23 protein-coding genes are annotated in these 24912 nt (G+C 64.9%); 8 read left to right on the forward strand and 15 right to left on the reverse strand.

Features of this window, described 5'->3' with window-relative positions:
• Position 1: 1 nt before the first annotated feature.
• The 3 genes from Amn_RS01195 to Amn_RS01205 are packed head-to-tail and all read right to left on the reverse strand — an operon-like array spanning position 2 to position 2790.
• Positions 2–814 carry an ABC transporter ATP-binding protein gene (locus Amn_RS01195; RefSeq protein WP_430732234.1) on the reverse strand — a complete coding sequence of 271 codons (813 nt, stop codon included), beginning with the start codon at positions 812–814 and terminating at the stop codon, positions 2–4.
• On the reverse strand, positions 799–1761 hold the full coding sequence (locus tag Amn_RS01200) for an ABC transporter substrate-binding protein (protein ID WP_246341065.1): 963 nt from the start codon (positions 1759–1761) through the stop codon (positions 799–801). Before Amn_RS01200 ends, Amn_RS01195 begins: the two co-directional genes overlap by 16 nt.
• Before the next feature lie 30 nt (positions 1762–1791).
• Entirely contained in the window at positions 1792–2790 is a 999-nt protein-coding gene (locus Amn_RS01205; protein ID WP_184770175.1) for a dipeptidase, read from the reverse strand.
• A 119-nt stretch (positions 2791–2909) separates the two neighbouring features.
• Here Amn_RS01205 and Amn_RS01210 point away from each other — a divergent pair, with 119 nt between their 5' ends.
• Complete coding sequence (locus tag Amn_RS01210; protein WP_067955433.1) at positions 2910–3842, forward strand: LysR family transcriptional regulator; 933 nt, start codon at positions 2910–2912, stop codon at positions 3840–3842.
• A gap of 79 nt (positions 3843–3921) precedes the next feature.
• On the opposite strand, the gene wrbA is transcribed toward Amn_RS01210, so the two are convergent.
• Both wrbA and Amn_RS01220 read right to left on the reverse strand, forming a co-directional pair.
• Positions 3922–4566 carry an NAD(P)H:quinone oxidoreductase gene (gene wrbA, locus Amn_RS01215; protein ID WP_286294302.1) on the reverse strand — a complete coding sequence of 215 codons (645 nt, stop codon included), beginning with the start codon at positions 4564–4566 and terminating at the stop codon, positions 3922–3924.
• An 86-nt stretch (positions 4567–4652) separates the two neighbouring features.
• A complete protein-coding gene (locus Amn_RS01220; RefSeq protein WP_286294305.1) occupies positions 4653–5534 on the reverse strand; it encodes an EamA family transporter in 882 nt (293 codons plus the stop codon).
• Between the two features lie 88 nt (positions 5535–5622).
• Between Amn_RS01220 and Amn_RS01225 the strand changes: the two genes are divergently transcribed.
• Positions 5623–6111, forward strand: coding sequence for a MarR family winged helix-turn-helix transcriptional regulator (locus Amn_RS01225; protein WP_286294307.1), 489 nt, complete (start codon positions 5623–5625; stop codon positions 6109–6111).
• Positions 6112–6211: 100 nt separating this feature from the next.
• On the opposite strand, the gene Amn_RS01230 is transcribed toward Amn_RS01225, so the two are convergent.
• Complete coding sequence (locus Amn_RS01230) at positions 6212–7378, reverse strand: cystathionine gamma-synthase (protein ID WP_286294309.1); 1167 nt, start codon at positions 7376–7378, stop codon at positions 6212–6214.
• The gene (locus Amn_RS01235) at positions 7375–8763 is read right to left on the reverse strand and encodes a pyridoxal-phosphate dependent enzyme (RefSeq protein WP_286294311.1); all 1389 of its coding nucleotides are present in this window, start codon (positions 8761–8763) and stop codon (positions 7375–7377) included. The genes Amn_RS01230 and Amn_RS01235 overlap by 4 nt, the downstream gene beginning before the upstream one ends.
• A gap of 271 nt (positions 8764–9034) precedes the next feature.
• Between Amn_RS01235 and Amn_RS01240 the strand changes: the two genes are divergently transcribed.
• On the forward strand, positions 9035–9958 hold the full coding sequence (locus tag Amn_RS01240; protein WP_286294313.1) for a MerR family transcriptional regulator: 924 nt from the start codon (positions 9035–9037) through the stop codon (positions 9956–9958).
• An 86-nt stretch (positions 9959–10044) separates the two neighbouring features.
• On the opposite strand, the gene ilvD is transcribed toward Amn_RS01240, so the two are convergent.
• Positions 10045–11886: a dihydroxy-acid dehydratase gene (gene ilvD, locus Amn_RS01245; protein ID WP_286294314.1), complete on the reverse strand. Its 1842-nt coding sequence runs from the start codon at positions 11884–11886 to the stop codon at positions 10045–10047.
• Positions 11887–12027: 141 nt separating this feature from the next.
• Entirely contained in the window at positions 12028–12906 is an 879-nt protein-coding gene (locus Amn_RS01250; protein WP_286294315.1) for a MurR/RpiR family transcriptional regulator, read from the reverse strand.
• A gap of 232 nt (positions 12907–13138) precedes the next feature.
• Here Amn_RS01250 and Amn_RS01255 point away from each other — a divergent pair, with 232 nt between their 5' ends.
• Entirely contained in the window at positions 13139–14215 is a 1077-nt protein-coding gene (locus Amn_RS01255; protein WP_286297797.1) for a Gfo/Idh/MocA family protein, read from the forward strand.
• 82 nt (positions 14216–14297) lie between these two features.
• On the opposite strand, the gene Amn_RS01260 is transcribed toward Amn_RS01255, so the two are convergent.
• Positions 14298–15020, reverse strand: coding sequence for a hypothetical protein (locus tag Amn_RS01260; protein WP_286294316.1), 723 nt, complete (start codon positions 15018–15020; stop codon positions 14298–14300).
• 236 nt (positions 15021–15256) lie between these two features.
• On the opposite strand from Amn_RS01260, the gene hrpB reads away from it, so the two are divergent.
• The 3 genes from hrpB (at position 15257) to Amn_RS01275 (ending at position 19947) form a co-directional block, all read left to right on the forward strand.
• Entirely contained in the window at positions 15257–17719 is a 2463-nt protein-coding gene (gene hrpB / locus Amn_RS01265) for an ATP-dependent helicase HrpB (RefSeq protein WP_286294319.1), read from the forward strand.
• A 178-nt stretch (positions 17720–17897) separates the two neighbouring features.
• Positions 17898–19223, forward strand: coding sequence for an ActS/PrrB/RegB family redox-sensitive histidine kinase (locus Amn_RS01270; protein ID WP_067955412.1), 1326 nt, complete (start codon positions 17898–17900; stop codon positions 19221–19223).
• A gap of 163 nt (positions 19224–19386) precedes the next feature.
• On the forward strand, positions 19387–19947 hold the full coding sequence (locus Amn_RS01275; protein ID WP_286294322.1) for an ActR/PrrA/RegA family redox response regulator transcription factor: 561 nt from the start codon (positions 19387–19389) through the stop codon (positions 19945–19947).
• 71 nt (positions 19948–20018) lie between these two features.
• Here the strand turns inward: Amn_RS01275 and Amn_RS01280 are convergent, their stop codons facing one another.
• Positions 20019–20519: an MmcB family DNA repair protein gene (locus Amn_RS01280; protein ID WP_067955407.1), complete on the reverse strand. Its 501-nt coding sequence runs from the start codon at positions 20517–20519 to the stop codon at positions 20019–20021.
• Positions 20520–20815: 296 nt separating this feature from the next.
• Between Amn_RS01280 and Amn_RS01285 the strand changes: the two genes are divergently transcribed.
• Positions 20816–21436 carry a L,D-transpeptidase gene (locus Amn_RS01285; RefSeq protein ID WP_067955405.1) on the forward strand — a complete coding sequence of 207 codons (621 nt, stop codon included), beginning with the start codon at positions 20816–20818 and terminating at the stop codon, positions 21434–21436.
• Between the two features lie 114 nt (positions 21437–21550).
• Here the strand turns inward: Amn_RS01285 and Amn_RS01290 are convergent, their stop codons facing one another.
• The 4 genes from Amn_RS01290 to trpS all read right to left on the reverse strand — a co-directional run bounded on the left by Amn_RS01290 (position 21551) and on the right by trpS (position 24876).
• Complete coding sequence (locus Amn_RS01290; protein ID WP_067955404.1) at positions 21551–22126, reverse strand: NifU family protein; 576 nt, start codon at positions 22124–22126, stop codon at positions 21551–21553.
• Between the two features lie 167 nt (positions 22127–22293).
• A complete protein-coding gene (locus Amn_RS01295; RefSeq protein ID WP_286294324.1) occupies positions 22294–23055 on the reverse strand; it encodes a leucine zipper domain-containing protein in 762 nt (253 codons plus the stop codon).
• Positions 23056–23142: 87 nt separating this feature from the next.
• Entirely contained in the window at positions 23143–23634 is a 492-nt protein-coding gene (locus Amn_RS01300; protein WP_067955402.1) for a universal stress protein, read from the reverse strand.
• Positions 23635–23808: 174 nt separating this feature from the next.
• Positions 23809–24876 (reverse strand): tryptophan--tRNA ligase, encoded by a 1068-nt coding sequence (gene trpS / locus Amn_RS01305; RefSeq protein ID WP_286294325.1) that lies wholly within the window; start codon positions 24874–24876, stop codon positions 23809–23811.
• Positions 24877–24912: the final 36 nt, after the last annotated feature.

A 24912-nucleotide genomic window follows, 5' to 3' on the forward strand; every position in this document is an offset into this window, starting at 1 on the left:
GTCAGGTTCCGAGCAGCATGCGATCGTTTTCGATTCTGAACTTCTCGACGAGATCGGCAGGTGTGAGTCTTGCCTTCTCGGTGCCGCCGATGTCGTCGCGGATGCGGCCGGCGTCCATCATGACGAGCCGGTTACCGGTCTCGATCGCCTGGCGCATGTTGTGAGTGACCATCAGCGTGGTCAGCGACTGCTCGGCGACGATCCGCAAGGTCGTCGCCATGATCAGCTCGGCGGTGCGCGGATCCAATGCTGCCGTATGCTCGTCGAGCAACAGCAGCGAGGGGCGCGACAACGATGCCATGATCAGGGACAAGGCCTGGCGTTGCCCGCCGGAGAGCTGGGCCACCGGCGTCGACAACCGGTCTTCCATGCCGAGCGCCAGGCCGGCGAGCAGCGCCCGATAGCGGTCACGCTTGGCGCCGTCGAGATGGCGCGCGAAGCCTCTGCGCTGCCCGCGCTGTTCGGCGAGCGCCAGGTTCTCCTCGATGGTCATGGCCGCTGCAGTGCCAATCATCGGGTCCTGGAAGACCCGCGCGATCATGCCGGCCCGGCGATGTGCTGCAAGGCGGGTGATGTCCCGGCCGTCCAGGGCAATCGAGCCGCCATCCGGCTCGATTGCGCCGGCGATGGTGTTGAGCAGCGTCGATTTGCCGGCGCCGTTGGAACCGATGATCACGACGAAGTCGCTGCGATTGAGCGCAAGGTCCACCCCGTTCAACGCCGGTCGCGCTCCGGCAAGGCCGGCGTTGAAGGTTTTGCGCAAGTCCGCGCAGACAAGCAGGGGCATGCTCACCGCTGTCACTTGAGCAGCCATGGACTGTCCTTGAGTGCTTCCGGAACCGTCAGGCCGACGGCTGCGAGACCCTTGGGGCTGACATAAGCGTCGAAGTCTTCGCCCTTGGGAACATAGGGCGCGATGTCGGCCGGCTTCTCGCCCTTGAGGATCCGGTCGGCGATGTCGGCGGCATGCTCGCCATTCTTGCGATAGGAGATGGCGTGGAAACCGGCGAGCTGATCCTTGAGGTCAGGGGCGTAGACCGAGTTGAACAGCGGCAGCTTGATCCTCTGCGCCACCTGGGCAACGACCGGTACCGAGGTCTGCACCACATTGGACTGGATGAGGAAGATGGCGTCCACCTGTCCGGCGAAGGTCTGGACACGCTGGGGCAGGTCGTTGGGGTTGTCGACCGGCACGCCGACGATTTCGATCCCGGCCTTTGCGGCCGCCTTGTGGATCAGCTCCATATTGGAGGTGTCGTTGTCTTCGCCCGGATTGAACAGGGTCCCGACCTTCTTGACCTCGGGCAACACCTTCTTGAGGTAGTCGAAGGAAGCATCGAAGTCGGGCAGCATCGACGCGCCGGTGCTCCAGCCCGAGCCGTGCTGCCAATCCGGCACGATGCCCGCCACGACCGGGTCGACGACCGCGCCGAACACGACCGGGATCGACTTGTCGGTAATGCCGCGCACCGCCGCCTGGTTGAGGCCGGTGGTGATGGCGAGGATCAGCGCCGGATGCTTGGCTTCCACCTGCTGCAGGATCTGGGGAACGAGGCTGCGGTCGAAATTGGCGTGCTGGAAGCCGTAGGTGACGTCCTTGCCTTCGACGTAGCCCAATTCGCTCATCCGGGCCTTGAAGCCTTCGGCGACCTGGTTGAGCGCCGGGTGCTCGCCGAAGCTGGCGATCTCGACCAGTTTCGGGTCAGCCAGGGCTGCGCCATTCGCGGCGGTGAGCAAGGCTGCAGCGAGCAGCCACTTCATCAATTTCACGACACGCTCCTAAGGTTGGGATTACACGATGGAGGGACGCCAGTTCTGTTCGGCGACCCGCAGGAAATTCTCGCCCAGCACGCCAAGTATGGCCGTCTCCGAATAGCCATGGCGTTCCAGCGCTTCGACCAGTTCGGGCAGGACTTCGGGTTTGACATCGGCCCACGGCGGACGCGGATAGCCGCGCAACGCCATCATCGGACCGGAGTCGTAGAGCTTGGTCATGAAGGGCTGGTAGAAAACGGTGTCGAGGCCGAGGCCGACATGTTCGGGCCCGACGAGCTGGGCGACGTAATCGATGTGGCGCATCAGCGCCGGAACGTCGGAACGGTTGTCGTCGGTCAGGAAGGCGCCGATGGAGTTGATGCCGACCACGCCGCCGCGGCGGGCGAGCGCCTTGATCTGGACGTCGTCGATGTTGCGCTCGTGGTTCTTCAGCGCACGTACGCTCGAATGCGAGAACACCACCGGCTTTTCCGATAGCTCGATGATGTCGAGCGACGTGTTGATGCCGGCATGGCTTGCGTCGAGCATCATGCCGACGCGGTTGGCCTCGGTCACGAAGGCACGGCCCAGCATGGAAAGCCCGGCATCCGAGGGCTCATGGCAGCCGTCGCCAAGCGGGTTGCGGGTGTTGTAGGCGACGATCATCCAGCGGATTCCAAGCCGGTACCAGCTGTCGATCATCGCGGGCTCGTGCGCGGCCGGGCCGGCCCCTTGCAGATGCAGGCCGATCGCCATCTTGCCTGACTGCTTGGCCGCGCGGATGTCGGCCACGGTTTCGATGAGCTGGTAATCGTGAGCGCGTTGCTCGAACCAGCGCCTTTGTTGGGAGAGATGCCGGAACGTCGGCTCGGGTCGGTCCCAGTCGGCGCCGATTGTGAGCGAGAGGAAGGAGAACCCCGCGTCGCGATAGCGGACCAGCATGTCGGGTCCTTCATCGAGACATTCGGGAGTCCAGCCCACGGCACTTTCCCAGACGACAGCCTTGGCGATGAGGTTGTTGGCTGAAACAGTCACGTCGTCTGCACCCGCTGAGCAAAGAAATCCAAGCGGTCAGCTAATCGGCAATCTCGTCGTTGCGCTATCGCCCGGAATGGGTTTGATTGTTTCATACTTGAACCAATCAAGGCTCCGTCATGCCGACAACGCCCGATCCGTTCGACCTGATGATCTTTGCGCGCGTTGCGGAAACGGGCAGCTTCAGCGCCGCGGCCGAACGGCTTGGTCTGCCGAAGTCGACGGTGTCGCGGCGCATCACCGTCCTCGAAGCGCAGTTGGGCGAGCGCCTGCTCCAGCGCAGCACGCGGCGCAATTTCCTGACCGAGATGGGCCAGCGCATTCTCATTCCCGCCGAACAGATCATCCACGAGGTGGATGCCGTCATGGCCGTCGCCGAACACCGGCAGGTGACCCCGTCGGGACGGCTGCGTGTCTCCGTCCCCGGCGACCTTGCCGCAATCTCGCTCGCACCGATGCTGGCTGAATTCAGCAAGGCATATGGCGAAATCCAGCTCGAACTGGATCTGTCGCCTCGTTATGTCGACGTCATTGCCGACGGTTTCGATCTCGCCATACGGATCGGTGGCGAAGCGCAGGACCTGAGGTTGACCACCCGGCATCTGGTCGACCTCGGCATCGGTCTTTATGCCTCGCCGCAGTACAGGGATCGCGCCGGCCAGCCCGATGCGCCCGAGGCCCTCGCACATCATGACGTGCTGGTGCTGCTCGCCGATGGCGTTCCGGTCAACTGGGTGCTGAACAAGGATGCCCAGTCGGTTGCCGCCGACATGTCGGGGCGGCGGGTCTGCGCGAATTCTTACGAGCTGCTGTTCCGCATGGCGCGTTCCGGCGCCGGCATTACGGCGATGCCCGATCTTTTCGCGCGGCCTTACCTGGCAAGCGGCGAACTCGTCCGCATCCTGCCGGCATGGAGTCTTGCCCCGGCCATGGTGCGCGCCGTCTTTCCGAGCAGGCAACTGATGCCGCGCAAGACGCGGGTCTTCCTCGATGCGCTTTTGGGCCATCTCAAGCCGCGTCCGCTGAGGACGGCGCAGCCACTGCCGGCCTAGTCGGCGATCGCCGGCAGTGTCGGCGGCGTCGCAACAAGCCCGATGGTCGCTGCCATCGCCATGGTCAAGGGGGCCAAACCTATGCTGCCAATTCCTCGGGCTGGCGAGACATCTCCGGCCGCCGCTTGGCCAGTGCCCCGGCGATCCCGGCGACATAACGACCCTGGTGGCGGGCGCCGTCGAGCTCGTTGGCGCTGGGAGCCCTCGAACTGCCGTCGGCGTTGATGGCAAGCGTCGTTGCGCCATAGGGCGAACCGCCCGTTATCTCGTCCATGCGCGTCTGGCCTCGGAAAGTGTAGGGCAGGCCGACGGTCACCATGCCGAGATGCATCAGCGTCGCGTGCATCGACAGCAGCGTGTGCTCCTGCCCGCCATGTTGGCTCTCGCTCGAGGTGAACACGCTCGCCACCTTGCCGACCAGCGCGTTCTGCAGCCACAGCCCACCGAGTTGGTCGATGAAGTTCTTCATCTGCGAGGCCATGTTGCCGAAGCGGGTCGGCGTACCGAAGACGATGGCGTCGTATTCGGTGAGTTCCCTTGGCGTGGCCAAGGGCGTGTCGTCGTGCCTGATGCCTGCCTTGAGCATCGCCGCCTCGTCCATCAGTTCGGGAACGCGACGGAGCGTGACGGTGGCGCCGGCCTCGCGCGCGCCTTGGGCAATGGCTTCCGCCATGGTGCCGATATGGCCGTAAGCGGAGTAGTAGAGCACCAGGATCTTGGGCATGAGAATCTCCTTCTGCCGGCCGCAGCCGGAAGTGATGCAGGTTTCGAATTGTGGGAGGACGCACCGCCCGGAAGCGGCGCAATTGTTCAGGCGGTGGCGAGCTTGGCCGGGGCGGGCTTTGCCTGCTGGGCGCGCTGGCTGAGCCAGACGCTGCCGAGCACCACGACCATGCCGAGGATCTGCGCTGCGCTGAGCGACTGGCCGAGCACCGACCAGCCGAGGATCACGGCGGTCATCGGGCTGAGAAAGCCGAGCGGTGAGACGACTGATGGTTCCAGCCTGGCGATGCCACGGAACCACAGGATGTAGGTCAGTGCCGCGCCGATCAGGCCAAGCCAGGCGAGGCCGAGCAGGTTGGGCATGGTCAGCGACGGCAGCGACGGCTCCTGCAGCAGCGCCACCGGGAGGAGCAGCAGACCGCCAGCCGTCAGTTGCCATGCAGTGAAGGTCAGCGGTGTGACTGGCGGCTGCCAGCGCCGGCTGAGCACCGTGCCGGCGGCCATCGACACGGCACCGGCGAGGCCGGCAGCGATGCCGATGGGGTCGAGTGCCGCGTGCGGCGTCAGGATCAGCAGCGCCACGCCGGCCATGCCGGCAAGGGCAGCCACGATCGACAGCGGGCGGATCGGCGAGCCGAGCAAGGCGCGTGCGAGCAGGATGACGATCAGCGGCTGGATCGCGCCGACGGTTGCCGCGACGCCGCCCGGCAGCCGGTAAGCGGCAACGAACAGCAGCCACCAGAAGACCGAGAAGTTGAGCGCGCCGAGCACCAGCACGCGGGCCCACCAGATGCCCTGCGGGAACTGCCGGACGAGCAGCAGTAGCAGCAGGCCGGCTGGAAGCGCCCTCAGCATGGCAACCGTCAGCGGGTAGCCGGCGGGCAGGAACTCAGTCGTCACGATATAGGTGCTGCCCCAGATCGCGGGGGCGATTGCAGTCAGCAGCAGGTCGGTGTTGCGCGTCGTCATGGCTGCATCTCTCTTTACATCGAATATCTTGATCTCAAGGTAATCCATATTCTCTTGACGTCAAGAGAAGTAATCGGAATGGTGGGCCATGGATCAGGTTGACGATATTCTTGCCCAGTGGAACCGCGAACGGCCCGACCTCGACGTCGCGCCGATGGGGCTTATCGGCCGCGCCAACAGGGTGTCGCAGCATCTCGGCCGCGAGATGGAGAAGACCTTTGCAGCGCATGGGCTGAACTTCGCCAGCTTCGACGTGCTGGCGACGCTGCGTCGTTCGGGGCCGCCTTATGCGCTGTCACCTGGCGATCTCGCGGCGACGATGATGATCACCTCGGGCACCATGACCAACCGCGTCGACCAGCTGGAAAAGGCAGGCCTCGTCGAGCGTCGGCTCAACCCCGACGACCGCCGCAGTTTCATCGTCTCCCTGACCGACAAGGGCTTCGCCACCATCGACGCCGCCGTCACCGACCATGTCGCGACGCAGACGCGCATCGTTTCTATCCTGACCAAGGAGGAGCGGGTGGCGCTCGACGCGCTCCTCAGCAAGTTTTTGGTCGGATTCGAGAGCGTGTGACTTTGGCTACGGCCAGCTGGGAATTACCCCCTCCCCACAAGGGGGTGGGAGACCAGCGTGCCGCCACGACATCTCGCCGTCTCGGGCAGGATTTGGCGGTTCACCCCGCCAGCGCCTGCTCCAGGTCGGCGATCAGGTCATCGCCATCCTCGATGCCCGCCGACAGCCGCACCAGCGAATCCGAGATGCCGATCGCGGCGCGCGTTTCGGCCGGGATCGAGCCGTGCGTCATCAGCGCCGGGTGCTCGATCAGGCTTTCGACGCCACCGAGGCTTTCTGCCAGCGTGAACAGCTGCGTGCGTTCGAGGAAGCGCTTGGTGCCGGCGAGGTCACGGTCGAGGTCGACCGAAATCATGCCGCCGAAATGATGCATCTGCGCCTTGGCGATGGCATGCTGCGGATGGCTGTCGAGGCCGGGATAAATCACCCGGCGCACATCCTTGCGCGCTTCCAGCCAGCGCGCGATCTGGGCGCCGTTCTGCGAATGCCGCTCCATGCGCAATGCCAGGGTCTTGATGCCGCGCAGCGCCAGGAAGCTGTCGAATGGTCCGGAGATCGCGCCGATGGCGTTCTGCAGGAACTTCAGCTGGTCGCGCAGTTCCTTGTTGTCGCCCACCACCACGCAGCCGCCGACCATGTCGGAATGGCCGTTGAGATACTTTGTCGTCGAATGCACGACGATGTCGATGCCGAGCTCCAGAGGGCGTTGGAGGTAAGGGCTGCAGAAGGTGTTGTCGGCGACCGAAAGCACGCCCTTGCGCTTGGCGATTGCGGCGACCCCTTCGAGATCGACGACACGCAGCAGCGGGTTGGTCGGCGTCTCGACCCACAGCATCCTGGTCTCCGGCCGGATCGCCGCCTCGACGGCGGCGAGGTCGGTGAAGTCGACGAAGCTCACCTGCAGCCCGGCGGTACGCTTGCGCACCCGCTCGAGCAGCCGGAACGTGCCGCCATAGATGTCGTCAGTGGCAACGATATGCGCGCCTGCGTCGAGCAGCTCGAACACGGTGCCGATCGCCGCCAGCCCGGAGGCGAAGGCGAAGCCGGCGGAGCCGCTTTCGAGGTCGGCAATCGCCCGCTCGAAGGCAAAGCGTGTCGGGTTCTGGCTGCGGGCGTACTCAAAACCCTTGTGCACGCCCGGGCTCTGCTGGCCATAGGTCGAGGTGGCGTAGATCGGCACCATGACGGCGCCCGTAGTCGGGTCGTGGCTCTGGCCGCCGTGGATTGTGCGCGTCGAAAATGCCAGCCGGTTCTTCTGCGTCGTCATTTTGCTCGCCTGAGATGGTTGATGAGGTCGACCCGAGTGATCAGCCCGACAAATTCCTCGCCGTCGAAGATGATCGCCACTTCGTTGCGGTCGAAGATCGGCAGCAGCGCATCGAGCGTCTGGTTCGCCTGCAGCGTGTGCAGGTCCTTTGCCATCGCCGTCGAGACGGGTGCGTTGAAGCGGTTCCAGCGGCTGTCATAGGGTCCTTCGACAACAGCCAGTATGTCGCTCTCGTCGACGATACCGACGAGCTTGCCGTCTTCCAGCACCGGTAGCTGCGACACGTCCCCACGCCGCATCCGGCCATAGGCCGTCAGCAGGCTGTCGCCAGGTCCGACGAACACCGTGCCGCCCTCGCGATGCGAGCGCGCCACCAGGTCGCTGAGATCGCCATGATGTTCGCGCTCGTCCAGCCCCTGTTCGGCCAGCCAGAAGTCATCGAACACCTTGGATAGATACTTGTTGCCGCTGTCGCAGACGAAGGTCACCACGCGCTTTGGCGTCTTCTGCTCGCGGCAGTAGCGCAGGGCCGCCGAAAGCAGCGTGCCCGACGACGAGCCGGCCAGGATGCCTTCCTTGGCAAGCAGGTCGCGCACCGCCAGCATGCTTGCCTTGTCGTTGACCGTGTAGGCGCGTCTGACCAGCGACAGGTTGCAGTTCGGCGGCACGAAGTCCTCGCCGATGCCTTCGACGGTCCAGCTGCCTGCCTCTTCCATCTTGCCGGTCTTGACCAGCGGCGCCAGCACCGAGCCCAGCGGATCGGCCAGCACCATCTCGGTCTTGGGCGACACTTTGGCGAAGAACCGCCCGAGCCCGGTCAGAGTGCCGCCCGAGCCGACACCCACCACCACCGCATCGACATCGCCTTCCAGCTGTTCCCAGATCTCGGGGCCGGTCGTCGTCTCATGTGCAAGCGGGTTGGCCGGATTGGCGAACTGGTTGACATAGAACGAACCAGGGATCTCGGCGGCGATCTTTTCCGCCATGTCCTGGTAATATTCGGGATGGCCCTTGCCGACGTCGGAGCGCGTCAGCCTGACCTCGGCGCCGAGCGCGCGCAGGTGCTGGATCTTCTCGCGGCTCATCTTGTCGGGCACGACGAGGATGATGCGGTAGCCCTTGGGGATACCCACTTGCGCCAGTCCGAGCCCGGTATTGCCAGCGGTCGCCTCGACAATGGTGCCACCGCGCTTGAGCTTGCCCTCGCGCTCGGCCGCGGCAATCATCGAAAGTGCGATGCGGTCCTTGATCGAACCGCCGGGGTTCTGGCTTTCGAGCTTGATGAACAGCCGGCACATGCCGGTGTCGAAACGCGTCAATTCGACGACGGGCGTTTCGCCGATCAAATCGAGCACGGACCTGAAGGGCGGGTTCAAGCGGCTCATGGCGGCGTCTCCCTCGGCAGGCAGGTTCATCGGAATATCCCATGTCGGGCGGGCGGACACCAGCCGCCCGGAAGCGTGTTGCGGCCGTTTGGCCATCCTGGCCGCATTTACCGGTGCTGCCCCAAACGAACAAAGGCAGGGCTTTTCGTTTCGTGCGAAAGCTTGAGAAGGAAATTCTCACGCGCCAGGTTTGGTTCCGTTTGCGGGCAATACATTTCTCTTTCCGGCTGTTGTTGACTCTCCACTTGGTGGAGGACCTAGAAGGGCTGTCATGGACGACAGGATCTACACCATCGGTGAGCTTTCCAGGCTGAGCGGCATCACCGTTCGCAAGCTCCGTTTCTACTCGGACAGGGGGCTTTTGCCTCCGACGGTCAGGGCGGAGAGCGGCTACCGGATGTATTCGGGCGTCGATCTCGAACGGCTCGGGCTCATCCTTGCCCTGCGCGATGCCGGCGTGAGTCTTGCCGACATCGGCAAGATCCTGTCCAACCGCCTCGCCATCTCGGCCGTGCTGGAACTCAGGCTCCAGGCGCTCGAGGCGGAAATCAAGTCCAAGCGCCGTGTCGCCGCCGCCCTCAGGGCGGCCATCCGGGTTCCCGACCCGACAACAGACGACCTCAGGAGAATATGGACCGTGACAAAGCTCTCCCAGACTGAATTTCGCGCCGCCATCGAGCGCTTCTTCGAAGACGTGGCCTCCGAAGCCAATGTCTCGCCGGAATGGAAGAGGCAGATGATCGACGCTTCGACACCCGACCTGCCCGACGACCCCACGCCCGAGCAGGTCGACGCCTGGACCGAGATCATGGCCTTCGTTTCGGACAAGGAATACGCCATGGAGCTGCGCAACAGCATGTCGTCGATGTGGGACGGCGCGTTCGATCCCGTGGCCTATGCCGAGGCTTCCACTGCCATCTTCGCCCGCGTCCGCCAAGCCATCGACAAGGGCGAGACACCGGGGTCCGAGACCGGCAAGGCGATCGCCCGAGACTGGCTGGCCAGTTCCGCCAAGGCGATGAACAGGACACCCGACAAGGCCTTCCTCGACTGGCACGACAACCAGTACCGCAAGTACCATTCGCGGTCGGCGCGCTATTACGAACTGCTGCGCATCCTCAGGGGCGACCGCCAGCCCGACACGATCAGCGAGGAATGGAGCTGGATCAACGCCGCCATGGCCGGGGCGCTGTAGCCTGGCGGCCATGCTGGTTTGCGGGAGCTGCCAAACAACAAAGGGCCCGCGATGCGGGCCCTTTGCATTGATCTTTCTTTCAGGACTTATTCAAACTCGCCGAGGTCGCGGACGGCACCGCGGTCGGCCGAGGTGGCAAAGGCGGCATAGGCCTTCAGCGCCTTGGTCACCTTGCGCTTGCGCACTTCCACCGGCTTCCAGCCCTTGGCGTCCTGTTCGGCGCGGCGGGCGGCGAGCGTCGCTTCGTCGACGCGCAGGCTGATCGTGCGGTTGGGGATGTCGATGTCGATCATGTCGCCCTCGCGCACCAGCCCGATCGTCCCGCCATTTGCCGCCTCAGGCGAAACGTGGCCGATCGACAGGCCTGACGTGCCGCCCGAGAAGCGGCCGTCGGTGAGCAGCGCGCAGGCTTTGCCGAGGCCCTTCGACTTGAGGTAGCTGGTCGGGTAGAGCATTTCCTGCATGCCGGGGCCACCCTTCGGACCCTCGTAGAGGATCACCACCACGTCGCCGGCCTTGATCTCGTTACCAAGGATCGCCTTGACCGAGGCGTCCTGGCTCTCGAACACGCGAGCGGGTCCCGAGAATTTCAGGATCGACTCGTCGACGCCGGCTGTCTTCACCACGCAGCCGTCGCGCGCGATGTTGCCCTTGAGTATGGCGAGGCCGCCGTCCTTGGAGAAGGCATGTTCGGCCGAGCGGATGACGCCTTTTTCGCGGTCGAGGTCGAGATCGTCCCAGCGCCGGTCCTGGCTGAAGGCTGTCTGCGTTGGTACGCCGCCCGGGGCGGCGAGGTAGAAGTCGCGCACCGCCTGGCTCTTGGTCCGCGAGGTGTCCCAATGATCGATGGCTTCGCCGATCGTCGCCGTGTGCACGGTCGGCAGGTCGCGGTTGAGCAGGCCGGCTTTGTCGAGCTGGCCGAGGATGGCAAAAATGCCGCCGGCGCGATGCACGTCTTCCATGTGCACGTCCTGCTTGGCGGGCGCCACCTTGCACAGCACCGGAACCTTGCGCGACAGCGCGTCGATGTCGTCTTGGTCGAAGTCGATCTCGCCTTCATGGGCCGCCGCCAGGATGTGCAGCACTGTGTTGGTCGAGCCACCCATGGCGATGTCGAGCGCCATGGCGTTTTCGAATGCCCCCTTCGAGGCGATGGAGCGCGGCAGCACGCTCTCGTCGTCCTGCTCGTAATAGCGCTGGGCGAGGTCGACGATCAGGTGACCGGCCTCGACGAACAGCCGCTTGCGGTCGGCATGCGTTGCCAGCGTCGAGCCGTTGCCGGGCAGCGACAGGCCAAGCGCTTCGGTCAGGCAGTTCATCGAATTGGCGGTGAACATGCCAGAGCAGGAGCCGCAGGTCGGGCAGGCGGAGCGTTCGATCACCTTGACGTCTTCGTCGGTGACCTTGTCATCAGCGGCGGCGACCATGGCGTCGATCAGGTCGAGCGCATGGGTCTTGCCGTTGAGCACGACCTTGCCGGCCTCCATCGGGCCACCCGAGACGAACACCGCCGGGATGTTGAGCCGCATTGCTGCGTTCAGCATGCCGGGCGTGATCTTGTCGCAGTTTGAGATGCAGACCATGGCGTCGGCGCAATGCGCGTTGACCATATATTCGACGCTGTCGGCGATGATCTCGCGGCTCGGCAGCGAATAGAGCATGCCGTCGTGGCCCATGGCGATGCCGTCGTCGACGGCGATGGTGTTGAATTCCTTGGCGACGCCGCCGGCGGCCTCGATCTCGCGGGCGACCAACTGGCCGAGGTCCTTCAGGTGTACGTGACCCGGCACGAACTGGGTGAAGGAGTTTACGACAGCAATGATCGGCTTGCCGAAATCGGTGTCTTTCATGCCGGTGGCGCGCCAAAGGCCACGGGCACCCGCCATGTTGCGGCCGTGGGTGGTGGTGCGCGAACGATAAGCAGGCATGGGGGCTCTCTCATACAATAGATGGCTAACAGTGGGATTGAGCCACTATCGCCCTTGCGTCAACCATTTTTCGCCTGAGCAGGCGTCTGGCATGACGACAGCGGGCAGCTGCCATGCATTTCGTGCAGTGCAGGCGCGGTTTCAAGCCTTGGAGTTGGCCGATTTCCGGCCCTTGCGGCCGCGCCGCAGCTCGGCGACGCCGACCGTTAAGCCCATCGCCAGCGCCATGGTGGCGGCCAGCGAGCGGAAGCCGCCGAAATCGGCCTCGGCCACCTCGAACCACACGCTGGCAAACTGCGCCAGCGGCGAGAATGCGCTGTCGGTGATGGCAACGACAGGCACGCCGTTTGCGGACAATACCCGCGCCTCCTCGACGGTTGCCGAGGCATAGGGCGAGAAGCTGATGGCGATGACGGCGTCCCTTGGCGTGGCGAAGGAAATGATCTCCGGGCTTAGCCCAGAGGCGGATTCGATCAACTGGCTGCGCACGCCGAGCTTGCCCAGCGCATAGGCGATGTAGCTGGCGACAGGATAGGAGCGCCGGCGGGCCAGGATGTAGATCGTCTCCGCGCCGTTGAGGAGATCGATTGCCCGGTCCAGCGTCTCGTCGTCGATGTTGCGCGACATCACGTCGATCGACTTGCTGGCTGCTGCCAGGAAGCCATCGACGATGCGACGATTGCTGGTGCCGTCGTCGGCATCGCCGCGCACCACGGTCAGCCGCTCCTCATAGGACGTCGTACGCTCCCTCAGCCGCTCGCGAAAAACCTGCTGCAGGCTGGTGAAGCCGTCATAGCCGAGATGCTGGGCAAAGCGGATCAAGGTCGAGGGCTGCACGCCAGCCGAACTGGCGATGCTGGCGGCGGTGCCGAAGGCGATCTCGTCGGGATTGTCGAGGGCATAGGCCGCCACCTGGGCGATGCGTTTGGGCAGACTTTCCCTGCGGTCGAGGATCAGCGCCCTCAGCGCCTCGAAATCGCGCGGCAGTGCCTCCGAAACCGTGTCCGCCATGTCGTCCATTCCGCCTCCGCCTATCCCACCATAACCGTGCCGCCGCGGGCTGTCCAAATAAAATGAACTGTATGTTCCATTTTCGCCAAAATTCGACTATTCAGTCCGCCGTGAGCATGATCTCAAAGCAGGAGAAGATCATGCTTCGGCAAAATGCCCGAGCCCCATTCCGACGGGATGCGAGCTCTATAAACCGGGAGAGCGTGAAGTGACAGGCGTAGGTCTTATCGGAACCGGCTTCATGGGCAAGTGCCATGCGCTGGCGTGGAATTCGGTGCGCACGGTGTTCGGCGACGTCGACAAGGTCAGGCTCGTCCATCTCGGCGAGGCCAATGCCGACCTCGCCGCCCAGCGCGCTTCCGAACTCGGTTTCGAAAAGTCGTCGGGCGACTGGCGCGCCGTCGTCGCCGATCCGGAGGTCGACATCGTCTCGCTGACCACGCCCAACCAGTTCCATCCGGAGATGGCCATCGCCATCCTCGAAGCCGGCAAGCATCTGTGGTGCGAAAAGCCGATGGCGCCGACATTGGCAGAGGCTGAAGCCATGGCCGCGGCTGCCCGCAAATCGGGCAAGGTGGCCGTGCTCGGCTACAACTACGTCCAGAGCCCGGCCATCCGCCACATCAGGCAGCTGCTCGACGAAAAGATCATCGGTGACGTCAACCATCTCCGCGTCGAGATGGACGAGGACTTCATGGCCGATCCCGAAGCGCCGTTCTTCTGGAAACACGAGGCCAAGTCAGGCTACGGCGCGCTCGACGATTTCGCCGTCCACCCGCTGTCGCTGATATCAGCCCTGTTCGGCCGCGTCGGCCGCGTCATGTGCGACATGGCCAAGCCCTATGCAGATCGCCAGGTCGCCGGCGGCGGCCGCCGAGCGGTCGAGACCTATGACATCGCCTCCAGCCTGATCCATCTCGAAAACGGCGTTCCCGGCACGCTGCTGGTCAACCGTTCCGCCTGGGGGCGCAAGGGCCGCATCCAGGTCCAGATATTCGGTTCCAAGGGCTCCATCGTCTTCGATCAGGAGCGCTTCAACGAAATCCAGCTTTATGTCACCTCGGACCGCCCGACCGAGCAAGGCTACCGCACCATCCTCGCCGCCCCCGTCCATGAGCCCTACGGCAAGTTCATCCCAGCCCCCGGCCATGGCCTCGGCTTCAATGACCTCAAGACCATCGAATGCCGCGAACTGCTCGCCCGCATCGCCGGTCAGCCGGCGCGTGTCATCGACTTCGACGAGGGCCTTGACATCGAGCGCACGGTGCACGCCATGGCGCAGTCCTTTGCCGAGCAGAAGTGGGTGAAGGTAAGGTAGGCAAGTCTCTCAAGACTTGGGTTCCTCGCCCCACACCGTGGGAGAGGCGTCACGGCAAAGCCGTGACGGAGAGGGGCCTTTTTCAGCAAACGCCACTTCGCCGAGCGGCGTTCGGCCATCCCACCTGCACGACATAAGCCGCCAGCAACATCGCGGCGTTCATCTCCAGCACTTCCTCGACGGCGGCGAGCGCGCGTGATGAGGCTGCGATGTCGATCGCCTGCGCCAGCCCGATGAAGCCGACATGCAGAAGGAGCAGCGCATGGCCCGACAGCCATGTCGTTGTCCCCGCCATGCCTTGCCTGATGTGGCGCAAGGCGAGCAACACCAGCCCTGCTGACAGCGCGAGTATCAGCGCGACCAGAAGCCAGGCGAGGCCGTGGCTGACATCGCGCAACATGCGGTAAGCAAGGATCACGAGGTCGTGGAAACCGTCGAGTTGTCCGCCGCCATAAAGCCCCGGTGGCTGGAAGCCGAACAGGCGGGCGCCGAAGCTGGTCTCGTCTAGCAGCTCGGCAAACCCGATCAGGCCGGCAAGCACGACCGTAACCCTGGGACCACGTCGCAGCGTCGAAGCCGCGGCGCCAAACACGGCGGCAGCCAGAAAGAGCACCGTCCCCGTCTCGACGATACCGTCTTCCTTGAGCAACAGGTGACGGATGCCGGGCGCAACGATCGCCGCAAGTGCCGCAGCGGTGGTGACGGCGCCGACGAGCGCCAGCGCCACGATGAGAAACCGGATCTGGTCGCTCCGCCGCGGATCCGGCGTTGCGCCGGCAAGTATCGGATGCGCAAATTCTGCCACCGGCCCCCCTGTTGTAAGACCGTCACCAAAGCGTCACGCTACGCTTCATTCCGGCGAAGCAAGGGCGGGGCCGATCACTCTTGGCGACCGTCTGTGACGAGCCGGCTTCATTTCGCGCAAGTGTCGGCCAGGTCTTGCGCCACCTTGTCGGGGTGTTGCGATGTTGCCTCGCCCCGCTCGTGCCTGATATTGCCCGGCTTGCCGTCCATGCGGCGTAAAAGGCCGGAACGTAACTGATGATCAAGCTCCCCGACCTGCCGGTGGCGGCGGTCCTGCCGCAACTTGCCGAGGCACTTGCGGCCGGCAATAGCGCCGTGCTGGTAGCACCTCCCGGCGCCGGCAAGACCACGCTGGTGCCGCTGGCGCTGCTCGCTGCGCCCTGGCGTGGTGATGGTAAGGTCGTGCTGCTCGAGCCGCGGCGGCTAGCTGCCCGCGCCGCCGCACGCCGCATGGCTTCGCTGCTCGGTGAGGAGCCGGGTGGCACAGTCGGCTACGCCATGCGCATGGAAAACAAGGTCAGCGCGAAGACCAGGATTCTCGTCGTCACCGAAGGGGTGCTCGCCCGCATGATCCTCGACGATCCCGAGCTGCCGGGTGTCGCCGCCGTCTTGTTCGACGAGTTCCACGAGCGTTCGCTCGACGGCGATTTCGGCCTCGCGCTGGCGCTCGACGTGCAGGGCGCGCTGCGACCCGATCTCCGGCTGATCGTCATGTCGGCGACGCTCGACGGCGCCCGCGTCTCGAAGCTGCTCGACGGCGCCGAGGTGATCGAAAGCCAGGGCCGCAGTTTCCCTGTCGACATCCGTTATGACGAGCGCCCGGCGGGCGTTGCCATCGAGGACGCCATGGCCAAGGCGATCCGTGACGCGCTCGCCGACGAACCGGGCAGCGTGCTTGCCTTCCTGCCTGGCCAGCGCGAGATCGAGCGCACCGCCGAGCGCCTCGATGGCCGTGTCGGCGCGGATGTCGACATCGTGCCGCTCTATGGCATGCTCGACGGCAAGGCCCAGGACGCGGCGATCAAGCCAGCGCCGGCAGGCCGCCGCAAGGTGGTGCTGGCGACCGCAATCGCCGAGACCTCGATCACCATCGACGGCGTCCGTGTCGTCATCGATTGCGGCCTGTCGCGGCTGCCGAAATACGAGCCGGCGAGCGGCCTGACCCGGCTTGAGACGGTGCGCGCCTCGCGCGCCGCCGCCGACCAGCGCGCCGGCCGTGCCGGCCGCACCAGCCCGGGTGTCGCCATGCGCCTGTGGCGCGCCGAGCAGACCGCAGCATTGCCTGCCTTCTCGCCGCCCGAGATTCTCGAGGCCGACCTCTCCGGCTTCCTGCTCGATTGCGCCGCCTTCGGCGTTGCCGACCCGACGACGCTCGCCTTTCTCGACCCGCCGCCGGCGCCTGCTTTGGCCGAGGCGAAGGCGCTTCTCGTCGAGCTCGAAGCCATCGACGCCGACGGCCGGCTGACGGCGTCCGGCCAGGCGATGCGCAAGCTGGCGCTGCCGGTCCGTCTCGCCCACATGGTCGCCGAAGCGGCGCGTCAAGGGGCGGCGCTTGAGGCGGCGCAGCTTGCCGTGCTGATGACCGAGCGCGGTCTCGGCGGCGACAGCGCAGACCTCGAACGCCGCCTGCAGCGCTTCCGCAACGAGCGCTCGCCCCGCGCCAATGCGGCGCGGCAACTGGCGGAGCGGCTGGCGCGGCAGGCAGGCGCTGCTGGGCAGCCGTCAGGTGATGCGCCCACCCCTGGCGCTCTCCTGCTGCTTGCCTGGCCCGACCGTGTCGCCAAAGCGCGCGGCGAGCGTGGGCGCTTCGTGCTGGCCAATGGCAGCGGTGCAGCCGTCGACGCCGCCGATCCGCTCGCCGGCGAGCAATATCTCGTCGTCGCCGACCTGCAGGGCAAGGCCCAGAACGCCCGCACCTCGTCCGCCGCTGCCGTCTCCGAGGTCGACATCCGCACCGTCCTTGCCGCGCATCTGAAGCGGAAGACAGAGGCCAGTTTCGATAGGGAAAAGCGTTCCGTCCGTGTCCGCGAAACCGTCCGCATCGGCGCAGTCACCTTGTCTGAACGCATGCTGCCGGCACCCAAGGGCGAGGAAGCCGACGGCGCCATTCTGCAGGCCCTGCGCACCCATGGGCTTGGGCTGCTCGACTGGGGCAAGGAGGCGGAGACGCTGCGCCAGCGTCTGACCTGGCTGCATCGCGGTCTCGGCGAGCCCTGGCCCGACATGTCCGACGAGGCGCTGCTCGATCGCCTCGAGGATTGGTTGCTGCCTTTCCTGTGCGGCGAGGCGTCCTTTGCCCGCATCGGCGCCGGCGTGCTCCACGATGCCCTGTTGTCGTTCGTCCCGCACGACCTCCAGCGCAAGATCGGAACGCTCGCGCCGACGCATTTCAGCGCTCCGTCCGGCAGCCATGTGCCGATCCGTTACGATGGCGAATGGCCGGTGCTTGCGGTGCGCGTGCAGGAGCTGTTCGGCATGGACAAGCACCCCTCGATCGCCGGTGGCACGGTGCCGCTGACGCTCGAACTGCTGTCGCCGGCGCACCGGCCGATCCAGACCACGCGCGACCTGCCCGGGTTCTGGCGCGGCTCCTGGGCCGATGTGCGCTCCGACATGCGCGGCCGCTACCCCCGGCATGTCTGGCCCGACAACCCGCTGGAGGCGCAGGCGACCGCTCGCGCCAAGCCGCGCGGTACCTGAAACATGATCCCGAACCGAAGGTCGGCGTAGCGAAAAGCGGATGCCGGTTTTCGGCCAGGATCAGGCTCAAACAACTGAGCATGATCCCGAAAAGTGGATACCGGTTTTCGGACAAGATCATGCTCGAACGACAAGCCAGGGCTTGGCGCGGGCGCGCCTTGCAGCGCATATAGCTGGCATGAACTCACTGATGCGCGCCCCCGACCTCCAGCAGAGCCACCGGCTCCGGCTCAACACGCTGATCCGCCTGCGTTGGCTCGCCATCGTCGGCCAGAGCTTTACCGTCGTCGTCGTCGCCTACTGGCTCGAATTTCCGCTGCCGGTCAGCCTGTGTTTCGCGCTCATCGCCAGCTCCGCCTGGCTCAATCTGTTCCTCGCCTTCCGCTATCCGGCGGCGCACCGGCTCAACCCCTTCGCCGCTTTCGGCATCCTCACCTTCGACAGCCTGCAACTGGCCGGGCTGCTGTTCATGACCGGCGGACTGACCAATCCCTTCTCGCTGTTGATGACGGTGCCGGTCGTCATTTCGGCGACGTCGCTGCCGCTGCGGTTGACCGCCATGCTGGCGGTCGTGGTCATCGTCATGGTCAGCCTGCTCGCCTTCTTCCACCTGCCGCTGCCCTGGTATGACGGCATCGTGCTGGCCATGCCCTTCATCTACACAGCAGGCATCTGGATCGCCGTCGTCTGCTCGATCGCCTTCACCGCCATGTATGCCTTCCGCGTCGCCGACGAGGCGCGACTGCTCGCCAATGCGCTTGCCGCCACCGAGCTGGTGCTGCAGCGCGAGCAGCATCTGTCGGCGCTCGACGGCCTCGCCGCCGCCGCCGCCCATGAGCTCGGCACGCCGCTTGCCACGATCACGCTCGTCGCCAAGGAGATGGAGCGTGCCCTCGGCAACGATCCGAAATTCGGCGAGGACGTCACGCTGCTGCGCAGCCAGAGCGAGCGCTGCCGCGAAATCCTGAAACGCCTCACCAGCCTGTCGTCGGAGGGCGAGGAGCATCTTGCCCGGCTGCCTTTGACCTCGCTGGTCGAGGAGGTCATTGCCCCGCATCGCGATTTCGGCATTTCGATCAAGCTCGACCCCGGTGATCGCATCGGTCCGGAGCCGGTCGGCCACCGCAATCCGGGCGTCATCTACGGCCTCGGCAATCTGGTCGAGAACGCCGTCGATTTCGCCCGCAGCCGCGTCACCATCCGCTGGAGCTGGGACGACGAGGACGTCAGCTTCGTTATCATGGATGACGGTCCCGGCTTTCCGCCGGAGATCATCGACCGCATCGGCGAACCCTACATGTCGACCCGCCAGGGCGCCGAGCCGGGCGGCGGCTTGGGGCTCGGGCTGTTCATCGCCAAGACGCTGCTTGAGCGCTCCGGCGCCGAGATCAGCTTCACCAATTCGAGCGGCCCGGGCGAGGGCGCTGTTGTCGAGATCTCCTGGCCGCGCGCCGCCTTCCTGAGCCGGCTGCCGGTCGGCACGACAATGTTCGACACTGCCTGAACGGGGACTGCCAAGGGTGCTCCGGACAGCCGGAAACCTTGCGGCAGCTGGTTTTGATCGTCACGGGAATGGCGCCGGCATTGGACATCGGCGCTTTGCACCTATATCTGCATGGAAAAACCATAAGAACGACTGGGATCAACGACAAAAAGGATCAAAGGCGATGACCACCCAGGACATTGCATCCGGGTTGCCAGGCGAAGACCATTCCCTGCTGCTCGTCGATGACGACAAGCCATTCCTGACCCGCCTGGCCCGCGCCATGGAAAGCCGCGGCTTTGCCGTCGACACCGCCGAAAGCGTCGAGGAAGCCGTCGCCAAGGTGCGCAGCAACCCGCCGGCCTATGCGGTGGTCGACATGCGGCTGGGTGATGGCGATGGCCTCGACGTCGTCTCGGCCATCCAGGAGCGCCGCGAAGACACCCGCACCGTCATTCTCACCGGCTACGGCAACATCGCCACCGCCGTCACCGCCGTGAAGCTCGGCGCCATCGACTATCTCTCCAAGCCGGCCGATGCCGACGACGTCTATGCCGCGCTGACCAACTCGTCGGGAGAGCGCGCAGCACCGCCGGAAAATCCGATGTCGGCGGATCGCGTCCGCTGGGAACACATCCAGCGCGTCTACGAGATGTGCGAGCGCAACGTCTCGGAAACCGCGCGCCGTCTCAACATGCACCGTCGCACGCTCCAGCGAATCCTCGCCAAGCGCGCGCCGCGGTAAGCAGATAAGGGAATAGGGGAGTAAGGGAGTAAGCAATAGTAAGGCCCGAAACCGATCTCCCTACTCACCTATCACTCGCTTTCCCCCTCCAGCGCCGGCACCGAAACGCCGGCCAGTTCCGCCGCCAGCAGGCGGGCAGCGCCGGCACGGGCGATGCGCAGCATCAGCGCCTTGCGTGTCGCCGCCACCATACGGTGCTCGGGTGCGTCGCGCATGATTTCGGCGCCATAACCGTCGGAGAGAATGAAGCCGCACTCCTCGGGGAAGATCTCGGCCGGTACCTCGGGATGGGTGGCGAAGAAGAAGCGGTCGGAATGCAACCGGTAGTCGGGCCATTTGCGGTCGACGCGAAAATCCTCGATCGACGACTTGATCTCGATGATCCAGATGTCGCCTTGGCGCGTCAGCGCCACGAGGTCGGCGCGCCTGCCCGTCGCCAGCGACAGTTCCGGCAGCACATGTGCACCCATCTGCATCAGAAGACGCTGCACGCCGCGGCGCACCAGCATGGCTCGCTCGGACTGGCGACCATCGACGAGAGGGTTGGAAGCAAGAGGCGAAATGATCGGCATGGACCGATCATCGCATCATTTGTTCACGTTTTGAACCCACTTGCTGGATTATTCCAGGCAGGCTGATGCCGCGCAGCCATACGTAGCTTCAGGTTGTATCATTGCGGCCTGTCGTTGAATCTGTTGGATTTTCCCGCGATGCGTGTTGCCGAAATGCCATAACCTGTGCCTTACGTTGGGTTCCGCGGGGCTTTGGGTGCACGCAAGGCTTGGCAAGCAAAATGCCTGACCGCTAAGAATGGTGGCAAAAATGAGGCCGAATCGGTCCGGATCCGCTCTTGCTTGGGAACCCCTAGATGCGATTGAAGTCTCTTGCCATTGTCGCCGCCCTGGCGCTGACCACCGCACTCGCCGGCTGTTCGACAGACGGCGTGTCGCGCATGTTCTCCAACGACTATGGCGGTCGCGTCGATGCCGGCTACCAGCTGCCGACGATTCCGATCAGCAAGGTCCCGCGCCAGTTCCATCGCCAGATCGTGCGCTACGAGACCGACGAGCAGCCCGGCACCATCGTTGTCGATACCGCGCAGAAGTTCCTCTACCTCGTCCAGCCCGAAGGCAAGGCCGTGCGTTATGGCATCGGCGTCGGCCGCGAGGGTTTCGAGTGGCAGGGCACGGCCCGCATTGCGGTCAAACGCGAATGGCCGGTGTGGACCCCGCCGCCGGCGATGATCAAGCGCCAGCCCGAGCTCGCCAAGTGGTCGGGCGGCATGCCCGGCGGCCCCAAGAACGCGCTCGGCGCCCGCGCCCTCTACCTGTTCAACAAGGGGGGCGACTCCGGTTACCGCCTGCACGGCACGCCGGAATGGAGCTCCATCGGCAAGGCCATGTCGTCGGGCTGCATCCGACTGATGAACCAGGACATCATCGACCTCTACAACCGCGTCGAAGTCGGCGCCAAGGTCATCGTGAAATAACTGCGGGCCGTCCAGGCAACACGGACGACGCAAACGAAAAACCGGGCACTTTGGCCCGGTTTTTTGTTGTCTTGAGTACCGGTTGCGTCAACCGGCCGGGCTGGTTGGCCTCGATCAGGAAACCTGCTCGACCTGCTGCACTTCGGGTACGAAATGGCGAAGCAGGTTCTGGATCCCGTGCTTCAGCGTCGCCGTCGACGACGGGCAGCCAGCGCAGGCGCCCTTCATGTGCAGGAACACGGTGCCGTTCTCGTAGCCGCGGAAGGTGATGTCGCCGCCGTCCTGGGCTACAGCCGGGCGCACGCGCGTATCGAGCAGTTCCTTGATCGTCACAACGATCTCGGCGTCGGCCTGGTCGAAGAACTCGTTCTCGTCGTCATGATGGCCGCCGCCGCCGGCTGCCTGACCGGCCATGACAGGCACGCCCGACATGAAATGTTCCATGATCGAGCCGAGGATCGCCGGCTTGAGGTGCTGCCAGTCGGGGCCGTCCTTGGTAACGGTAATGAAGTCGTAGCCGAAGAACACGCCGGTGACGCCGGGGATTTCGAACAGCCGGCCGGCCAGCGGCGACGCCGCACGCGCGCTGTCGGCGTCGCGGAAATCGGCCGTGCCTTCGAGCAAAACTTCCTTGCCCGGCAGGAACTTCAGCGTCGCCGGATTGGGGGTCGCTTCGGTCTGGATGAACATGGACGTGTCTCCGTGCCCGCGCGCGCGGGATGTCTCAGTTTGGAATAGTTCTAATTAAGCTTTGCACGGCCGACATTCAAGCCGCTGGCGCGCCTCCGCGCCAATATGTTGCGCCCAGACTATTGGGCCACAAGTCCATGAGGCCAGGCAGCTATCGGGCCAGACGCCTAGGTGTCGTTTCCAAGAAGGTTGTTCAGTCTTTGGAACGGGCTGATGCCTCCAAGGGCCGAGTGTGGGCGTGCCAGGTTGTAGTTGGCTGCCCATTGGTGAATGGCCTTGGCGCGTTCGTTCGATGAGGCGTATGGCCTGGCATAGGCCCATCCTCGCAGCGAAGTCTGGATGAAGCGCTCGGCCTTGCCGTTGGTGCGCGGGGTGTAGGGCCTTGTGCGGATGTGTCGGGCACCGGCACCTTGGAGCGCCTGGGCGAACAGTTTGGAGCGATACGCCGAGCCGTTGTCGGTCATCACCCGCTCAACCCTGGCGCCCAGCCTGGCGTACCAGGCCAGTGCCCGGTTGAGGAACCCAGTGGCATCATCCCGGCCCAGGCTCCGTTCGTAGCGCAACACCGGGGGCCGGGGATCGAGCCAGGCCAGCCGGTTCAGTCCCAGCCGGCGCAGCACCAAGCCTACCGTCGAGCGCGCCAGGCCCAAGGACCGGGCAATCGCCGGCCCGGTCATGCGCTGGCGCCGCAACTGCTCGATCCGCGACACCTGCATGGCTGCCAGCCGATGCCGGCAGCGGTGCGGCGCCGAACTGCGATCGTGCAGAACCCGGTCGCCGGCCCGGTAGCGGTCGAGCCAGCGATAAGCCGTTCGTTCCGAAACCCCGGCCGAACCGGCAGCACGCCGCACGCTCCAGCCCTGTTCAATTCGTTGCACCAAAAGCACTCGACCTGACGGCGTCAGACGCGCATTCTTATGGACGTTCATTCGGGGAGCTCCACTGAAGGTTGGTTGGCTTCGCAACCCCAGCTTCTCAGTCCCTCCTCGAATGAACAACCTTCATAGCTTCGACACCTAGGCCAGGCTGTCGATATCCTCGTCCGACAGGTTCTGCGGCACCACCGTCACCGGGATGGGGAAGGCAGCAGCCTTGCCGGCGATCGAGGCGACAAGCGGGCCGGGGCCTTCCTTGCCGGCACCTGCCGCCAGGACCAGGATAGCGATATCCTGGTCGTCTTCAATCAGCTTGTGGATCTCTTCCGCCGGCCGGCCTTCACGCACGACGAGCTCCGGCTCGATGCCGAGTGTCTCGCGCACCTTCGCGGCGTGGCTGTCGAGGGCTGCGTTGGCGGCAGCGGTTGCCTCCTCGCGCATGATCTTCTCGACGCCCAGCCAGTGCTGGAAGTCATCGGGCTCAATGACGTAGAGCAAGACCAGCACGCCGCTGGTGCTTCTGGCGCGCTTGGAGGCGTAGGCCACGGCGCGCTCGCATTCCGGCGTGTCGTCGATGATCGCCAGGAATTTGCGCCGGTGGCCGGCTTCCTTGCTGAGGCGTTTGGAGACCATGTTCTACCCGTGTTGCGCCGCGTCCCAGAGCACGACCCCGAAAAGTGGAAGCCCATTTTCGGACTAGATCATGCTCAAGACAAATAAGCCCCATTTCGAACTTTTCGGAATGGAACCGGCTCCAATCTGCCACCGGCGTCGGCTGCCCGCAAGCAGCCAGCGCCGATGATGCTGTCAGTCGCCGAGCAGGCCGATGATGTTGCGCACGTCCTTCATCGTCGTTTCGGCGATGGCGCGGGCGCGGTCGCCGCCGTCACGCAGCACGGCGTCGATATGGCCGGGGTCGGCCATCAGGCGGCGCATCTCGCTGGCGATCGGCGACAGCTTCTCGACAGCGAGGTCGGCAAGGGCGGGCTTGAACACCGAGAACTGCTGGCCGGCAAACTGGCTGAGCACCTCTTCCTTGGTCATGTCGGCCAGGCCGGCATAGATGCCGACCAGGTTTTCCGCCTCGGGGCGATCCTTCAGTTCGTCGAGCTCGCTCGGCAGCGGCGCCGGGTCGGTCTTGGCCTTGCGGATCTTCTTCGAGATGGTGTCGGCATCGTCGGTCAGGTTGATGCGCGAAAGATCCGACGGGTCCGACTTCGACATCTTCTTCGAGCCGTCGCGCAGGCTCATGATACGCGCCGCCGGCCCGCCGATGATCGGCTCGGTGATCGGGAAGTAGCCGTTGACCGTCTCTTCGCCCACCTGCATCTCGACGCCGATGCCGAGATCGGCGATGCGGGTCGAGAAATCGTTGTTGAACTTCTGGGCGATGTCGCGGGTCAGCTCCAGATGCTGTTTCTGGTCCTCGCCGACGGGCACGTGTGTGGCGCGGTAGAGCAGGATGTCGGCAGCCATCAGGCTCGGATAGGCAAGCAGGCCCAGCGAGGCGTTCTCGCGGTCCTTGCCGGCCTTGTCCTTGAACTGCGTCATCCGGTTCATCCAGCCGATGCGCGCCACGCAATTGAAAATCCATGCCAGCTCGGCATGCTGCAGCACGCGCGCCTGGTTGAAGACGATGTGCTTCTTGGGATCGATGCCTGAGGCCAGGAACGCTGCGGTGATCGAACGCGTCTGGCTCTGCAGGTCGTCATGGACGAGCTGGGCGGTCAGCGAGTGCAGGTCGACGACGCAATAGATGCACTCGTTGGTATCCTGCAGGGCGACAAACTTGCGAATGGCGCCGAGATAGTTGCCGAGATGGAGATTGCCGGTCGGCTGGACGCCGGAGAAGATGAGCGGTTTGAAGGCGGTCATGATGGATCCCGTGGCTTGTGGAGGGCCGTTTCGCGC

Source organism: Aminobacter sp. Y103A (genome assembly GCF_030294925.1).
GTDB classification, from domain to species: Bacteria; Pseudomonadota; Alphaproteobacteria; order Rhizobiales; family Rhizobiaceae; genus Aminobacter; species Aminobacter ciceronei.

What these genes read in the sequence shown, in the direction of transcription:
- Amn_RS01280 (WP_067955407.1), bottom strand. Translation starts at nt 20,519, where the DNA reads ATGCCGATCATTTCGCCTCTTGCTTCCAACCCTCTCGTCGATGGTCGC.
- Amn_RS01250 (WP_286294315.1), bottom strand. Translation starts at nt 12,906, where the DNA reads ATGGACGACATGGCGGACACGGTTTCGGAGGCACTGCCGCGCGATTTC.
- Amn_RS01235 (WP_286294311.1), bottom strand. Translation starts at nt 8,763, where the DNA reads ATGAGCCGCTTGAACCCGCCCTTCAGGTCCGTGCTCGATTTGATCGGC.
- ilvD (WP_286294314.1), bottom strand. Translation starts at nt 11,886, where the DNA reads ATGCCTGCTTATCGTTCGCGCACCACCACCCACGGCCGCAACATGGCG.
- Amn_RS01200 (WP_246341065.1), bottom strand. Translation starts at nt 1,761, where the DNA reads ATGAAGTGGCTGCTCGCTGCAGCCTTGCTCACCGCCGCGAATGGCGCA.
- Amn_RS01270 (WP_067955412.1), top strand. Translation starts at nt 17,898, where the DNA reads ATGAACTCACTGATGCGCGCCCCCGACCTCCAGCAGAGCCACCGGCTC.
- Amn_RS01225 (WP_286294307.1), top strand. Translation starts at nt 5,623, where the DNA reads ATGGATCAGGTTGACGATATTCTTGCCCAGTGGAACCGCGAACGGCCC.
- Amn_RS01255 (WP_286297797.1), top strand. Translation starts at nt 13,139, where the DNA reads ATGGGCAAGTGCCATGCGCTGGCGTGGAATTCGGTGCGCACGGTGTTC.
- wrbA (WP_286294302.1), bottom strand. Translation starts at nt 4,566, where the DNA reads ATGCCCAAGATCCTGGTGCTCTACTACTCCGCTTACGGCCATATCGGC.
- Amn_RS01295 (WP_286294324.1), bottom strand. Translation starts at nt 23,055, where the DNA reads ATGAACGTCCATAAGAATGCGCGTCTGACGCCGTCAGGTCGAGTGCTT.
- Amn_RS01290 (WP_067955404.1), bottom strand. Translation starts at nt 22,126, where the DNA reads ATGTTCATCCAGACCGAAGCGACCCCCAATCCGGCGACGCTGAAGTTC.
- Amn_RS01300 (WP_067955402.1), bottom strand. Translation starts at nt 23,634, where the DNA reads ATGGTCTCCAAACGCCTCAGCAAGGAAGCCGGCCACCGGCGCAAATTC.
- trpS (WP_286294325.1), bottom strand. Translation starts at nt 24,876, where the DNA reads ATGACCGCCTTCAAACCGCTCATCTTCTCCGGCGTCCAGCCGACCGGC.
- Amn_RS01220 (WP_286294305.1), bottom strand. Translation starts at nt 5,534, where the DNA reads ATGACGACGCGCAACACCGACCTGCTGCTGACTGCAATCGCCCCCGCG.
- Amn_RS01285 (WP_067955405.1), top strand. Translation starts at nt 20,816, where the DNA reads ATGCGATTGAAGTCTCTTGCCATTGTCGCCGCCCTGGCGCTGACCACC.
- Amn_RS01210 (WP_067955433.1), top strand. Translation starts at nt 2,910, where the DNA reads ATGCCGACAACGCCCGATCCGTTCGACCTGATGATCTTTGCGCGCGTT.
- Amn_RS01195 (WP_430732234.1), bottom strand. Translation starts at nt 814, where the DNA reads ATGGCTGCTCAAGTGACAGCGGTGAGCATGCCCCTGCTTGTCTGCGCG.
- Amn_RS01230 (WP_286294309.1), bottom strand. Translation starts at nt 7,378, where the DNA reads ATGACGACGCAGAAGAACCGGCTGGCATTTTCGACGCGCACAATCCAC.
- hrpB (WP_286294319.1), top strand. Translation starts at nt 15,257, where the DNA reads ATGATCAAGCTCCCCGACCTGCCGGTGGCGGCGGTCCTGCCGCAACTT.
- Amn_RS01240 (WP_286294313.1), top strand. Translation starts at nt 9,035, where the DNA reads ATGGACGACAGGATCTACACCATCGGTGAGCTTTCCAGGCTGAGCGGC.
- Amn_RS01275 (WP_286294322.1), top strand. Translation starts at nt 19,387, where the DNA reads ATGACCACCCAGGACATTGCATCCGGGTTGCCAGGCGAAGACCATTCC.